General features: G+C 57.0%; 13 protein-coding genes. 1 reads left to right on the top strand and 12 read right to left on the bottom strand.

Going from position 1 to position 13971, the window contains the following annotated elements; translation table 11 throughout:
- The first annotated feature begins 19 nt into the window (after positions 1-19).
- Positions 20-2035, top strand: a complete 2016-nt coding sequence (locus tag C8N36_RS19355) for a capsular polysaccharide biosynthesis protein (RefSeq protein WP_097803787.1) — start codon at positions 20-22, stop codon at positions 2033-2035.
- A 127-nt stretch (positions 2036-2162) separates the two neighbouring features.
- Here the strand turns inward: C8N36_RS19355 and ribD are convergent, their stop codons facing one another.
- From ribD to C8N36_RS19290, 12 genes are all read right to left on the bottom strand, one after another.
- Complete coding sequence (ribD, locus tag C8N36_RS19350) at positions 2163-3266, bottom strand: bifunctional diaminohydroxyphosphoribosylaminopyrimidine deaminase/5-amino-6-(5-phosphoribosylamino)uracil reductase RibD (RefSeq protein WP_255253601.1); 1104 nt, start codon at positions 3264-3266, stop codon at positions 2163-2165.
- Complete coding sequence (gene nrdR, locus C8N36_RS19345) at positions 3263-3730, bottom strand: transcriptional regulator NrdR (RefSeq protein WP_097803450.1); 468 nt, start codon at positions 3728-3730, stop codon at positions 3263-3265. Before nrdR ends, ribD begins: the two co-directional genes overlap by 4 nt.
- A 301-nt stretch (positions 3731-4031) precedes the next feature.
- Positions 4032-4436, bottom strand: coding sequence for a secondary thiamine-phosphate synthase enzyme YjbQ (locus C8N36_RS19340; RefSeq protein ID WP_097803451.1), 405 nt, complete (start codon positions 4434-4436; stop codon positions 4032-4034).
- 59 nt (positions 4437-4495) lie between these two features.
- Entirely contained in the window at positions 4496-4693 is a 198-nt protein-coding gene (locus C8N36_RS19335) for a hypothetical protein (RefSeq protein WP_097803452.1), read from the bottom strand.
- Positions 4694-4883: 190 nt separating this feature from the next.
- The gene (locus C8N36_RS19325; protein WP_097803454.1) at positions 4884-5162 is read right to left on the bottom strand and encodes an HlyU family transcriptional regulator; all 279 of its coding nucleotides are present in this window, start codon (positions 5160-5162) and stop codon (positions 4884-4886) included.
- Between the two features lie 9 nt (positions 5163-5171).
- On the bottom strand, positions 5172-7163 hold the full coding sequence (gene rpoD / locus C8N36_RS19320) for an RNA polymerase sigma factor RpoD (RefSeq protein ID WP_097803455.1): 1992 nt from the start codon (positions 7161-7163) through the stop codon (positions 5172-5174).
- Positions 7164-7280: 117 nt separating this feature from the next.
- Entirely contained in the window at positions 7281-9260 is a 1980-nt protein-coding gene (dnaG, locus tag C8N36_RS19315) for a DNA primase (protein ID WP_097803456.1), read from the bottom strand.
- Between the two features lie 155 nt (positions 9261-9415).
- The gene (locus tag C8N36_RS19310) at positions 9416-9697 is read right to left on the bottom strand and encodes a hypothetical protein (RefSeq protein ID WP_097803457.1); all 282 of its coding nucleotides are present in this window, start codon (positions 9695-9697) and stop codon (positions 9416-9418) included.
- A gap of 32 nt (positions 9698-9729) precedes the next feature.
- The gene (locus C8N36_RS19305; RefSeq protein ID WP_097803458.1) at positions 9730-10272 is read right to left on the bottom strand and encodes a sarcosine oxidase subunit gamma; all 543 of its coding nucleotides are present in this window, start codon (positions 10270-10272) and stop codon (positions 9730-9732) included.
- Entirely contained in the window at positions 10265-13189 is a 2925-nt protein-coding gene (locus C8N36_RS19300; protein WP_097803459.1) for a sarcosine oxidase subunit alpha family protein, read from the bottom strand. Before C8N36_RS19300 ends, C8N36_RS19305 begins: the two co-directional genes overlap by 8 nt.
- Positions 13179-13445 (bottom strand): sarcosine oxidase subunit delta, encoded by a 267-nt coding sequence (locus tag C8N36_RS19295; protein ID WP_097803460.1) that lies wholly within the window; start codon positions 13443-13445, stop codon positions 13179-13181. The genes C8N36_RS19300 and C8N36_RS19295 overlap by 11 nt, the downstream gene beginning before the upstream one ends.
- A 7-nt stretch (positions 13446-13452) precedes the next feature.
- A complete protein-coding gene (locus C8N36_RS19290) occupies positions 13453-13959 on the bottom strand; it encodes a hypothetical protein (RefSeq protein ID WP_097803461.1) in 507 nt (168 codons plus the stop codon).
- Between the last annotated feature and the right edge of the window lie 12 nt (positions 13960-13971).

The raw sequence follows: 13971 nt of genomic DNA, 5'->3' as shown, positions 1-13971 counted from the left end.
CAGGTTACCTACAACAGAATTGCAAGACGCCGGCGGGGCAACCCTCCGGCGTCTTTGCGTCTACAACGGCGGTTTCCTGACGCAGAAACGGGTTCGACAGTTGCTGAAAGGTGCCGGTTTTCGCACCGCCTTGGGCATTCCGCGCACGGGCGACGCCGTAGGCGTCTGGGGCCAATCCCCGACATCCCATCGCGGCGAAGCGATCGCTGCAAAATATAGCGCGCCCATTGTCCGCGTCGAAGACGCGTTCCTCCGCTCTTTGCACCCCGGTCGAAGCGGGGAGCCACCGGTCGGGCTGTTGATAGATCAAACCGGGCTGCATTTTGATCCTTCATCCCCATCTGATCTGGAAACCTTGCTTAAAACGCACCCCCTTGATGACGGGGCACTGATGTCGCGGGCGCGGGCAGGCATGGCGCGAATGCGCGAAGCACATCTGTCCAAGTATAGTGCCACAGATCCTTCGCTTGCCCCCCCCGCCCCCGGATATGTACTGGTCGTGGACCAAACGGTGGGCGATGCGTCGGTCCGGGCCAGCCGCGGCAATAGATCCCGCTTCTTGGAAATGCTCTTCGTCGCTCAAGAGGAAAACCCCGGCGCGCGTATTGTCATCAAAACCCATCCCGAAACCACAGCAGGGTTTCGAGGGGGGCACTATCGGTCCGATGACACGACGGACAAAATCGTATTGTGTGATGCGCCTTTATCGCCCTACCAATTGCTCGAAGGGGCCGTAGCCGTCTACACCCTGTCTTCGCAAATGGGCTTCGAGGCCATCATAGCCGGCCACAAACCCCGCGTTTTTGGCGGGCCATTCTATGCCGGTTGGGGCCTGACCACAGACGAGGATGTCTTCGCCCGCAGACGCCGCGATCTGTCCCGCTCGCAATTGTTTGCCGCAGCAATGCTGCTCTATCCGCAGTGGTTTGATCCCTACGCCAACGCCCCCGGCAGTTTCGAAGATGCGCTTGGCGCGGTCGAAGCTCAAACCCGCTCTTGGCGAGAAGACAAACAGGGATGGGTCGCCACAGGAATGCGGCTGTGGAAACGGCAACCTTTACAACGCGCATTTGGATCACAGCGCCCCGTTATCTATCAAAATGATCGGGTAAAGGCCTGTGAAACAGCCGAAAAAACAGACCGCAAGGTCATGGAATGGGCCGGCAAAGCCGGGCCCGGCACTGTGCGCGTTGAAGACGGGTTTTTGCGGTCGCGCGGGCTTGGTGCTGCGCTGGTTCCCGCGATGTCATTGGTGCTTGATGACCTCGGAATCTACTATGATCCCAGCCAACCGTCCCGCCTTGAACAGCTGATCCAAGGCGCGGCGGCCGGTCTAAGAGTTGACCAAATAGAACGTTCAGAACGGCTACGGGACCGGCTTTTGCGGGCTGGCTTATCGAAATACAATCTCTCCGGAGATTTACCCACATTGCCGTTAGGGCATCGCATCTTGGTGCCTGGTCAAGTAGAAGACGATGCGTCCATCCTGACGGGAAGTTCACAGGTCACAACCAATTCAGAGCTTTTGCGCGTTACACGTGAGGCCAATCCAGACGCAGTAATCGTCTGGAAACCACACCCGGACGTGCAAGCAGGATTACGCGCCGGATTGGTGGATAACCCGTTAAAATGGGCCGATATCGCATTGGAAAACTGTGATATTTCCGACTTGCTGCAATCTGTTGACGAGGTGTGGACCATGACATCCCTCACAGGCTTCGAAGGGCTGCTGCGCAGCTGCCGCGTGACCACCCTTGGGGCACCATTTTACGCAGGTTGGGGCTTAACCCGAGATCTCGGCACGATACCAGAGCGGCGCTTGCAGGGCGCGCGGCCGGATTTGAATGCGCTAATCCATGCCGTTTTAATCGACTATCCACGCTATTTTGATCCCGTCACCGGACTGGCCTGCCCGGTTGAAACAATAATCGAACGCTTGCAGAGTGGATCAATTCCACATCCCGGTATCGGCAACCGGCTGCTTTCCAAGCTGCAAGGTGCCTTGGCAAGCCAAGCGCACCTGTGGCGCCGTTAAGGTTTTGTTAAAGGGTTGTTACCTAGACCCGCAAAACAAAACTGTTTTCCAAGTTTTCCACAGGCCAACGACCACCTTGTTTCCTGTATCAATTATACAGCTTAACCTAAGGGAAAGGCCTGCATTTTTAGCTTGCTGCGCTGCGGCGCCAGATATGGCGGACGTCAACGCCATCCACCGCAACATCCACAAGCTGGAAACGGGGTGCATCGGCCAGTCTTTCTATACCCAAAACGCCTAAACCGGGCCGCCCTTCGGCCCCCAAAGCCACTCCGGCTGAAAAAACCTGAAGCTCGTCCACCAAGTCATTTGCAAGAAGAGAGGCCGCCAACTGCCCGCCGCCTTCACAAAAAACCCGTGTCAAACCGGCAGCGCCAAGTGCTTGTAACAAGGACTGCGGGTCAATGCGTCCAGCAGATGTCCGACAGGCCACCATTTGCGCCCCCAATCCCATCCAAGCGCTCAGCAGCTCAGGCCGCGCTTCGGGGCCATGGCACATCCAAAGCGGGACATTTGCTGCAGTGCGCGCAAGATTACCCAACAAGGGAATATCGAGATGACGTGACACAATTACACGCACAGGCTGAGGCACCTCGCCCATTCCGCGAACTGTCAACTCAGGATCATCGGCACGCGCGGTTCCCGCCCCAACCATGACTGCGTCATGGCAGGCGCGCAGGGCGTGCACTGCCCGGCGCGCAGCCGGACCAGTGATCCATTGGCTTTCGCCGGTTGCAGTCGCGATACGGCCATCCAAACTCATCGCCAGTTTCAGCGTCACCCACGGGCGCCCCTGCTCAACACGCAAAAAGAACCCCGCATGATCGTGCAGCGCCTCGTGCGCCAAAACGCCGGTGGTCACCTGCACACCATGTTTACGCAGCTTCTCAAGACCTTGGCCCGCGACCCTTGGATCACTGTCAGACACAGCGGCCACGACTCTCGCTACACCGGCCTCAATCAGGGCATCACAGCATGGTGGCGTCTGGCCGTGATGCGAACAAGGTTCCAATGTGACATAGACCGTCGCGCCGCGCGCCTGAGCGCCGGCCATTTCCAGCGCTTGTGGCTCGGCATGCGGACGGCCCCCATCCTGTGTCCAGCCACGCCCAACCACGCGGCCTTCTTTCACGATCACACAGCCGACCGCAGGGTTGGGCCAACACCGGCCCATCCCACGACGCCCCAATGCCAAAGCATGGGCCATATGACGCTGGTCTTGGTCGCTCACTTGGTTTCGGGAACTTCTGGTCGCAATTCGCTGACGAATTTGTCGAAATCATCCGCAGCCTGGAAGTTTTTGTAAACACTGGCAAAACGCACATAAGCCACAGTATCGATGCGCGCCAATGTTTCCATCACGATCTCACCAATCTGGGTGGATGCGATGTCGGTCTCACCCATGCTTTCCAACCGCCTAACAATGCCAGAAATCATCTGATCGATGCGTTCTGGATCCAAAGGGCGTTTTTGCAAGGCGATACGGATGGACCGTTCCAGCTTGTCACGGTCAAAATCTTCGCGTCTTCCATTCGATTTTATCACCACCAAATCACGCAGTTGCACACGTTCATAAGTGGTAAACCGGCCTCCGCAGGCCGGGCAAAACCGGCGGCGGCGGATCGAAACGTGATCCTCAGCTGGCCGGGAATCTTTTACCTGAGTATCTATATTTCCACAAAATGGGCAGCGCATGGCCGTCCCCCTCGTTTATCTTCTCTGCCTCAGGGTGCTTGGCACCCCCTTTATATTTTTGTCTCGCGCTGGTCGCAAATGTCAAAAAATCGATGCGCCACACGCGTGGTGTAGGGTTATTCCCCACTTATCCACAGCCACTATAGGACAGCCGCAACAATTTGGGTAGAGTAGAAATGCAGCCGCTAGATGAAGGAATTTTGTGACTTTAGCAGAGGATGCCTGCGCCATAATCCGGCCCAGCCAAGCGAAGATCTGGCTAGGAAATCTGCCAAAACGATCCAAGCATTGTCAGACGCCGTCATCCAAGATGTGCGACAACAGTCCTCTCATGCGGCGCATTACGATGTTCGAACAGGTAAATCCCTTGCCATGTTCCCAGTGCAAGTTCGCCATTGGTCACCGGAATTCCCAATGACACCGGCATCATCGCTGACTTGATATGTGCGGGCATATCATCAGGCCCTTCATACGTGTGGGTCAGATAGGACATCGCGGTGTCCGTCGTGGGCGGCACCAAACGGTGAAAGAAGTTTTGCAGATCTGTTTGCACCTCGGGATCTGCGTTTTCCTGTATCAAAAGGCTGGCCGACGTATGGCGCACAAATAACGTCAAAAGCCCCGTCCCTTGAACCCAATCCGCAACCTGAGCGGTGAATTCATAGAGACCGGGGCCATGAGTGGAGATGACAAAGCGGGTTTGCATCAGCGCAGTCCTTTTGCGCCAGTTTGGCCTTCCCCGTATTGGGGCGCAAGCCGTCTTGTTCAGTTTCCAGCAGCAGCCATCTGCGTGGTTTCAGGCGACACAATCGCGCTGAGTGCTGGCGCAAAGCTGGGTTTCGACAAGGCAACCGCGACTGGTGTGCCGCCTTGCAACTGCGCCGAGGTGGTATAGGGGCCGTGATGCGCGGCAGCCGCAAAGGGCGCTGTGGTGAGTAGTGTAATCAAAATAAGATTTTTCATGGCGGGTCCCCGTTTCTCTCCTAGAGATGGGAGCCCAATCGCCTACGGCAATGCGCACGCGCGCAGAGGTGATGTTCAGCCACGCGCAGGTGATGACCGCGTGACCAACTTTTGCATTTTTGAAAAACTGCAGCGCACCAAAATCACAGTGTACTACGATCCAAATCCAAACTTTCGATGAAACGCAGGGTTAGCTGCGAAACACCCGATCCCCCATCTGGTCGATCATCTGTTTGGCTTTGTTGACCGAGGCCTCGTTCGCCTCACCCAGATCGCGGATCATGTCTGCCCGGATCAGCGTATGGCTTTGGGGCTCTCCATCGACTTCGCCTTCGATAAGCGCGCCAATGCGGAATTGCCCCCCCTCATTGACCGGGGTCGGCGTGATCCGGAACCCCTTGTAATCAATATGTGCGGGGGCGGGATCTGGTTTGGACCCGCCACCGAAGAGACGTTTAAGCAAAGACATCGCTGCGCCTTACTGATCGAGGAAGCTGCGCAGTTTGCGCGAGCGGCTCGGATGCTTGAGTTTACGAAGCGCCTTTGCTTCGATCTGACGAATACGTTCGCGGGTAACGCTGAACTGTTGCCCCACCTCTTCCAAGGTGTGATCGGTGTTCATACCGATGCCAAAACGCATCCGCAAAACACGCTCTTCGCGCGGCGTCAGAGACGACAAAACCCGTGTTGTGGTTTCCTTGAGGTTTTCCTGAATGGCGCTGTCCAAAGGCAGCACGGCATTCTTGTCCTCAATGAAGTCGCCCAACTGGCTGTCTTCCTCGTCGCCAATTGGCGTTTCGAGCGAAATAGGCTCCTTGGCGATTTTCATCACCTTGCGAACCTTTTCCAAAGGCATTTGCAGCTTTTCTGCCAATTCCTCGGGGGTGGGTTCGCGGCCAATTTCGTGAAGCATCTGACGGCCGGTTCGAACCAGCTTGTTGATCGTTTCGATCATATGCACCGGAATACGAATTGTCCGGGCCTGATCCGCAATCGAACGGGTGATCGCCTGACGGATCCACCAAGTTGCATAGGTCGAGAACTTGTAACCACGGCGATATTCGAACTTATCAACCGCTTTCATCAGGCCGATGTTCCCTTCCTGGATCAGATCCAGGAATTGCAGGCCACGGTTGGTATATTTCTTCGCAATCGAGATAACCAAGCGCAGGTTTGCCTCAACCATTTCTTTCTTGGCCTGCCGCGCTTCTTTTTCACCTTTTTGAACCTGCTGCACAATGCGGCGGAATTCAGAGATGTCGAGACCAACGTATTGACCAACCTGCGCCATATCCGAACGCAGCTCTTCTACTTTATCGGTCGAGCGTTCGATGAACATCTGCCAGCCGCGGCCGGACTTTTCGCCCATCCGCTCAAGCCAGTTCGGGTCAAGTTCGTGGTTGCGATAGGCATCGACGAACTCTCGGCGGTTGATGCGGGCTTGGTCAGCCAGTTTCACCATAGAGCTATCGATGGACATGATGCGTTTGTTGATGCCGTAAAGCTGGTCAATCAACGCTTCGATCCGGTTGTTATGCAGGTGAAGCTCATTCACCAGCAAAACGATTTCGGCACGCAATTTTTGGTAGCGCGCTTCATCAGACTTACCGAAACTGCCGTCTTCGTTCAGTGTTGCCGAAATCCGGCTGTCCTGCATTTCCGCCAGCTCTTCGTAGTCTTGTGCGATCCGGTCCAACGTTTCAAGCACGGACGGCTTTAGCGCTGTTTCCATTGCGGCCAATGACATGTTGGCCTGTTCGTCATCGTCGTCATCGTCGTCTTCTTTGGCAATCGGATTGCCATCGGCATCAAGTTCCTGAGCGCCTTCAACTTTGGGTTTGGCCGCTTCTCCGTTCACGACAGGTGCCACAACCGGTTCTTCGACTTCACCTTCCTCGTTCATTTGTCCCGAGAAGGTGGTTTCAAGGTCGATTACATCGCGCAGAAGGATGTCTTCGGACAAAAGTTCGTCGCGCCAGATTGTGATCGCTTGGAAGGTCAGCGGGCTTTCGCAGAGCCCGGCGATCATCGTATTGCGACCTGCCTCGATCCGTTTGGCAATTGCTATCTCGCCTTCGCGGGACAGCAACTCAACCGATCCCATTTCGCGCAGATACATGCGCACGGGGTCATCTGTGCGATCAAGCTTTTCAGCAGAACCGGCAGCAAGAGAGACTTCGCCAGGTTTTTTGGTCTCGACCAGATCGGTCGCGCCCTTGTCTTCTTCATCCGGTTCTTCGTCGTCTTCAGTGATTTGGATGCCCATTTCAGACAGCATCGACATCACGTCTTCGATCTGGTCCGAGCTAACCTGATCCGGCGGCAAAACCTTATTGAGCTGGTCATAGGTGATGTAACCACGCTCACGCGCTTCTGCGATCATCTTTTTGACCGCAGTCTGGCTCACGTCGAGGCTGGCATCCTCTTCGTTGCGCTCAGATTTGGCGTCTTCGTTGTCCTTGGCGGCCATGAATGTCTCCTGATCGGAAAGGGCGGGCGATTCGTTGAATGCGAATCAATAGCGCGATTAAGCGATTCGCACACCCATCTACCCCTAATTCTTTACGGTTTCCTCACCAAAAAGACATTAACCCCGCCCCTTGTCGAATCGAATTGTCGAAAGCAACGAATCAAGTGCGCTGCGTTCTTCTCGATCGATCGAGGCTCCGTTGGGGCCGACGTCATATTCGGCACTGTTCTCATCTTTCAAACGTCCGGCCTGCGCACGTACTTTTGCAGCTTCAGCCAGACGCCACGTCAACGCCTCGTCAGCCTGATCCTCAAGATCTTCTTGTGCTTCGGCCAATTCGACGTGCCACCCATGCAACGCATCCAGCTTTGCCAATTCTTCGGCCACGGTCATGCGGGCCATTTCGGGATTTCCGGGCGTGCGGATGCAGGGCACAACCGCCACATGGCGCGCCGACAGCATGGTTTCAAGGGTTTCGGGTCCGATTGCATCCTCTGCGCGAAAACGCATATCATTTTCGGCCCCGATGTTGCGCAAAATCACATCTCGCAGCAACGCATGATCGGGATCATGGCAGGGCATCCTTTCCAACTGGCCCTCAAATTCTGCTGCCACATCCGGCGTCGCTAGAACCGACAGCAAAATAACCGCCTCGCGCAGCGCGGTTTCAGCATTGTCGCCTGCGGTCACCATCAAAGACGATTTTGCCCCTGCTGTGGCGGGCAAAGGCGCATTTTTCCAGTCCCGACGCGGAGACCATTCGGACTTTCCGGCCCGCTGGCCAAATCCGCTACCACCCGCATTTTGCCGATTGGGGCGAAACAGAGCATAGCGCAGCTCTTTGATTTCGTCGCCGTAATGACGGCGCAGATGGGGGTCCGTGATTTTAGCGATCCGAGCCCGCAACAGTTTATCCAACGCCGCTTTGCGTTCAGGGCTGTCGAAAACCTTGCCTTCTGTCTCATTTTGCCAAAGCAGGCGCACCATGGGCATGGCGTCATCCAAAACCTTCTGGACCGCTTCCGGCCCGCCGGACCGCACCAAATCATCCGGATCTTTGCCCTCAGGCATGATCGCGAACCGCAACCCCTTGCCCGCCTCCAGCAAAGGCAAAGCAATGTCGATCACCCGATAGGCCGCACGCAGCCCGGCCTTGTCACCATCCAGTGCAATGAGCGGCTCTTGGGACATGCGCCACATCAGTTGCATCTGTGGCTCTGTCACAGCGGTCCCTAGCGGGGCTACGGCTGCGCCAAACCCGGCCTCGGACAGGGCAATCACGTCCATATAGCCTTCGGCAACGATCAACGGCTGACCGCGCCCCGCCGCCTCGCGGGCGGGGCGCATATTGTATAGGTTGCGTGATTTATCAAACAGCTCGGTTTCCGGAGAGTTCAAATATTTGGCGTTATCATTGGGGTCCATCGCCCGCCCGCCAAAGGCAATCGCCTTGCCGCGGGCATCGCGGATCGGGAACATGATCCGGTTGCGAAACACATCATAAGGTTCGCGCCCCTTGTCCGATGACTTAACCAAGCCGCAAGCCAGCATCAGCTCAGGGGCGATCCCCTTGGCCTTCAAATGTTCCCGCAGGTTTTCCCATCCCGCAGGCGCAAACCCGATCTCAAAGGTGTCGCGCGCGGATTGCGACAGTCCCCGTTTGTCCAGATAAGCCCGCGCGGCGCTCCCTGCCTCCGCCTTCAACTGCAAGCGGAAGAACTGGACCGCTTGCTCCATCACCTCGCTCAAAACAGTGCGGCGATCAGATTTTTCTTTGGCACGCGGATCAGCCTTGGGCATCTCCATCCCGGCTTCGGTGGCAAGAATTTCAATCGCTTCTATGAAACTGACATTCTCGGTCTCGCGCACAAAGGAAATCGCGTCGCCTTTGGCGTGGCACCCAAAGCAATAGTAGTAACCCTTGCGGTCATCCACATGAAAAGACGCTGTTTTTTCGTGATGAAAGGGGCACGGAGCCCACAAATCCCCTTTTCCCTGATTGGACTTGCGTGCGTCCCACATAAGCTTGCGGCCCGCCACTTGGGACAGGCTGATACGATTGCGCAGTTCATCAAGAAATCCGGGGGGCAGGCTCATGGTGTTTTAGTATCGCGATTCCCACACCCGCAACAAGGGCCTACCGAGCAGAGGGCAAACCGCACTCACACCGCGCACCAGCCTGAGGCCCCCTGCAAAGCAGGGGGGCGAGGTGCCCAGCGCGCCGAAAGGCGCTCAATATAACAACAGGCCGCTTACATGGCTGCGCATTGGGTTTTCCAGGTCTTGCCAATTTCATCAGTCAGCTGCTCTTCGGGCAGGGCATAGACCCAGTCAGCCAGCATATCCGCCGCTGTGCGGTCCAACGCGGCCCGCAAAACCCGGCGTGCTTTGCCTTTGCGCACCCCGTCAACACGGTCATTTACCACGTCCATAACCAAGGCAGCCTGCGCATCACAGTCTGGCTTCAAGGCTTCTTGCGCCATTGCCATCGGCGCGGCCAAAACCAGTACAGCCAGAAAAATCCGTGGTGTCATCGCTTTATCCCTTTTCGCAAGTGGCCCCGTGTTTACGACAGCTCGCGGCGCGCAGCAAGCAAAGCCGCTGAATGCGCAATTTCCCGAAACAGACTATGTGCCATCGATCTGAAACACATGATCTCATAATTTTCAGGTCCGATACGCGAAACGGAGATCGGGATATGGCCGCATTGGGTGCGGGCGGCTCCCTCCATCGCGCGAACATTTATTGGCATAGAACGCGCCAACACCTCTGCGGCTTCGGGTCCAGACACCTTCAAAACGGCCCAGCCATCGCTTTGGTCGCTGATCAAAGCGGGCCACTGCCATTCCGCCAGCGGGGCCGAGCCAATCAAGACGGCTTGATCCCGTCCCATCCAAACGCAGCGAATATCCCCCGCCCTCGTTACGCCGCCCGGCTCTGGAAAACCCAGCCCCAAAGCGCCCTCCATTGCCTCAGTTAGCGCCGGGGTTTGCCCCGGCAAAGGCGCGATCAATGTCAGAACGCGCTCATCCGCTGGGCAAACTGTAACTGTTCCAATTTGCTTCGCATCGACATCTTGAAACGCCGAAGCAGTTTTTAGATTAACCACGCAGCCGCCCCCCTTCAGGATCAAAGACAACCGGATCAGTCACCTCGCATCGGGTTTCGATCCCGCGCATGTGATCCACCAGTTTCACCACCTCACCATGACGGTCGGGACCGTTCTTCAAAAACCCGAGCGCGCGCACTTCGCCCAAACTGGGCGAGAAACAGGTCGAAGTCACATAGCCTTGATCGTTTTCGCGCACCGGCTCGGCCCCAGCATCAAACAAATGCGCTCCAGACGGGGCCTCGCCGCCCGCATCAACAGGCCGCAACCCCACCAATTGTTCCCGTGCGGTGTCTATCAAGCCCGGCCTTGCCGCCATCGCCTTACCGACGCAGTCCTTTTTCGCTGCAATCATCCGGCCAAATCCGATGTCAAAAGCCGTCGTGGCCCCGTGGATTTCGGCATGGGTAATATGCCCTTTTTCAATCCGCATCACGTTCAAGGCCTCCATCCCGTAGGCCCCACCGCCCAGCACCTCGGCCCGGCTGACCAATGTTTCGAACAGCGACGCCCCATACCGGGCAGGAACTGCAATTTCATAAGCATGCTCGCCCGAGAACGAGATCCGGAACAGCCGTGCGGTGATCCCGCCAACCGAAACAACACCGCATTGCATGAACGGAAATGTCTCATCGGAAATCGGCTGATCCAGTAGATCATTCAACAGCTCGCGCGATTTTGGACCAGCCACCGCAAATTGCGCCCACTGTTCGGTGACAGACGTGAAACGCAAAGCCAGATCAGGGCAAAACGCCTGCTGCACCCAATCCAGATGCCGCATCACCTGACCCGCCGCAGCGGTTGTGGAGGTCATCAACCAGCGATTATCATCAAGCCGCGCGCAGGTTCCATCATCCATGACAAACCCGTCCTCCCGCAACATCAGCCCATAGCGCGCACGACCCGGTTTCAAACTGCCAAACGTGTTCGTGTAGACAAAATCAAGGAGTTTTCCGACGTCCGGCCCTTGCAGATCAATCTTGCCAAGGGTCGACACATCGCAAATGCCAACCGCGCTGCGCACCATCTGCACTTCTCGGTCGCAGCTTTCGCGCCATGTCTTTTCACCCGCTTTAGGCACATAGCTGGGCCGATACCAAAGACCAGCCTCAATGTTTGGCAAACTGTCGTCATGCGAGGTGGTAAACCGTTCAGGTGCATAGGTTTTGCCCTGCGCGCCTGCGCCCATCGCCGCTATCGCAACCGGTGTGTAGGGCGGGCGAAAGGTTGTTGTGCCAGTCTCGGGAATACCACGCCCCGTTGCATCCGCCAGAACAGCCAGCGCCAGCATATTTGATGATTTACCTTGGTCCGGTGCCATCCCTTGCGTGGTGTATCGCTTCATGTGCTCGACCGACGCAAAATTCTCTGCCGCCGCTTGCACGACATCTTTGACCGTCACATCGTTTTGGAAATCGAGCCAGGCCCGCCCCTTTCCCTCAACGGCCCAAAGCCGCCGCAACCGATAAGGGGCATCTTCTGCGTCAGGAAGCTGTGGCCCAGACGCAGCAAACCCCAAATCCTGCGCGGCCTCTTGCCCAGCGCCGGCCCCGCTTTTCAAGCATTCTGCCGTCGAAAACTGCCCGCACGCACTGCCCGCAACCCGCATACCCGGCACCGCATCCGGCCGAGGCACAAAGGCTGCTATATCATCACGCCATTCCGGACGGACATTCATATGACAACTCAGGTGCAGCGACGGGTTCCACCCTCCAGACACACCCAGCCCCTGCACATGCATTTTAAACTGTGATCCATCGGGACGGCGTAATTGAATCGCCTCAAGCCCGCGTCGCCCATAGGCCCGCGTCACCAAATGCCCCGGAAAATAGGGCACATCCCCTGCCAAATTCGGGGCATCGGCCCTGCTGTCAATCAGCGCGGCAACATGCACTCCGGCTTGGGCCAAATCCCGCGCGGTGCGGTGCGCATCATCGTTGTTGCCAAAAACGGCCAGGGATTTCGCGGGCGCGACGCCCCATCGGTTGAGGTAGCTGCGCATAGCCCCAGCCATCATCACACCGGGCCGATCATTGTCGCGAAATGCGACGGGCCGCTCCAAGGCTCCCGCGCATAAAACCGACCGTTTGGCCGCGATCCGCCAAAAGCATTCCAGCGGCGCTCCAGCCGCATCCGCGACATGATGCGCCACCCGTTCTAGCGCGCCAAAGCTGCCTTGGTCATATGCTCCGGTCACCGTGGTACGTGTCATCAAACGCACGTTGTCCATGCTGTTCAACCGCGCCACGGTGTCTTGTACCCAATCAAACGCCGGAGCGTCGCCGACCTGTTCGGCCTCAGCCAACAAGCGGCCGCCAAATTCGGCATCCTCGTCGCACAAAATCACATCCGCACCAGCCAGCCCTGCGGACAGCGCCGCCATCAAACCAGCAGGGCCACCCCCAATCACCAACACGTCGCAAAACGCAAAGGCCTTTTCATAGATTTCATCTGTAGCCTTGCCGGACAACGCACCCAGCCCCGCCGCACGGCGGATTGCAGGTTCGTATAGCTTCTCCCAAAAAGCCCGCGGCCACATAAAGGTTTTATAGTAGAAACCAGCCCCCAGAAACGGTGCCGCCAAGTCATTCATGCCCAAAAGATCAAAGCCGAGTGACGGCCAACGGTTCTGGCTGCGGGCCTCCAGCCCTTCGTACAGTTCTTGCACCGTGGCCCGTACGTTCGGGTCGGATCGGGTGCCGCTGCGCGTTGTCACCAATGCGTTTGGCTCTTCTGATCCGGCGGTCATGACACCGCGCGGCCTGTGATATTTGAAACTGCGGCCCATCAACCGCACCCCATCCCCCATCAGGGCAGAGGCCAATGTATCCCCCTCAAACCCCGTGTGGTCATGGCCATCAAAGCGGAATGTCAGCGGTGCTTCCCGGTCAATCCGGCCTTTGCCGTCAACCCGCATTTTGCGCTCCGATCAGGTCAACACTGGAAATATGATGTGTCACAGTGTTCCGCGACACAACGAGCCAAGACCCGCATCCATCTTGGTGATACCAAAGATCCCGCACTTCGCCGGCTGGATTGTCGCGCAGATGCATATAGCTGTGCCATTCCTGACCTGCCGCATCGGCAGGCGGACGGTTCAGCATCGATGCTGCCCCCTGATAATAAAACTCGCGGCTGTCGCGCTCTCCACACAGGGGGCAGGTCAGTCTCATTTTTCTCTCACATTCCGTTACAAGCCGAGTCCGGTGCTCGGTTTAGTTTATAGCTGACCCATTGGCCGGGAATTTCCGCCAGATCTATTTCTCCGCCGCAATCTGCGACCTCGCCCACCAAAAGGTAGCGTGTCCGAAACGTCATCGACGTGTTGGTTTGCTTGGTGACTTGCAACGACCCGACATCACAGCCGACCACGCAGGTGTCCCACCGGCCCTCGGTTCCGCAAAACAGGAACTGAGACAGTGTTCGACCGGCATAGCGGGTGCCGCGTGCACGCCCTTGATTGGCCATGACCGCCTCAAGCTGGGTCGCGCGAGACACATTTGTGGCCCACTCGCCAACCTTCATACGGATAGCAGCCACATGTTGATCGGGGTGCGTTGCCAAATGGCCCGACGAATAAATCCGTTCATAGCACCCCGGACGAATTTCATTGGCAGATGCGACACTGGCAGCCATCACCAAAGCTCCGGCCAAAGCCGCCTGAACCGTTGTTTTGAAAATACGCATTTTAGCTCCTTT

The sequence above is a fragment of the Pelagimonas varians genome, from assembly GCF_003208435.1.
GTDB classification, from domain to species: domain Bacteria; phylum Pseudomonadota; class Alphaproteobacteria; order Rhodobacterales; family Rhodobacteraceae; genus Pelagimonas; species Pelagimonas varians.
Note: the sequence above shows the minus strand (reverse complement) of the source record. Positions and strands in the feature narration are given on the sequence as shown.

What these genes read in the sequence shown, in the direction of transcription:
- nrdR (WP_097803450.1), bottom strand. Translation starts at nt 3,730, where the DNA reads ATGCGCTGCCCATTTTGTGGAAATATAGATACTCAGGTAAAAGATTCC.
- C8N36_RS19340 (WP_097803451.1), bottom strand. Translation starts at nt 4,436, where the DNA reads ATGCAAACCCGCTTTGTCATCTCCACTCATGGCCCCGGTCTCTATGAA.
- C8N36_RS19335 (WP_097803452.1), bottom strand. Translation starts at nt 4,693, where the DNA reads ATGAAAAATCTTATTTTGATTACACTACTCACCACAGCGCCCTTTGCG.
- C8N36_RS19325 (WP_097803454.1), bottom strand. Translation starts at nt 5,162, where the DNA reads ATGTCTTTGCTTAAACGTCTCTTCGGTGGCGGGTCCAAACCAGATCCC.
- rpoD (WP_097803455.1), bottom strand. Translation starts at nt 7,163, where the DNA reads ATGGCCGCCAAGGACAACGAAGACGCCAAATCTGAGCGCAACGAAGAG.
- dnaG (WP_097803456.1), bottom strand. Translation starts at nt 9,260, where the DNA reads ATGAGCCTGCCCCCCGGATTTCTTGATGAACTGCGCAATCGTATCAGC.
- C8N36_RS19310 (WP_097803457.1), bottom strand. Translation starts at nt 9,697, where the DNA reads ATGACACCACGGATTTTTCTGGCTGTACTGGTTTTGGCCGCGCCGATG.
- C8N36_RS19300 (WP_097803459.1), bottom strand. Translation starts at nt 13,189, where the DNA reads ATGCGGGTTGACGGCAAAGGCCGGATTGACCGGGAAGCACCGCTGACA.
- C8N36_RS19295 (WP_097803460.1), bottom strand. Translation starts at nt 13,445, where the DNA reads ATGAGACTGACCTGCCCCCTGTGTGGAGAGCGCGACAGCCGCGAGTTT.
- C8N36_RS19290 (WP_097803461.1), bottom strand. Translation starts at nt 13,959, where the DNA reads ATGCGTATTTTCAAAACAACGGTTCAGGCGGCTTTGGCCGGAGCTTTG.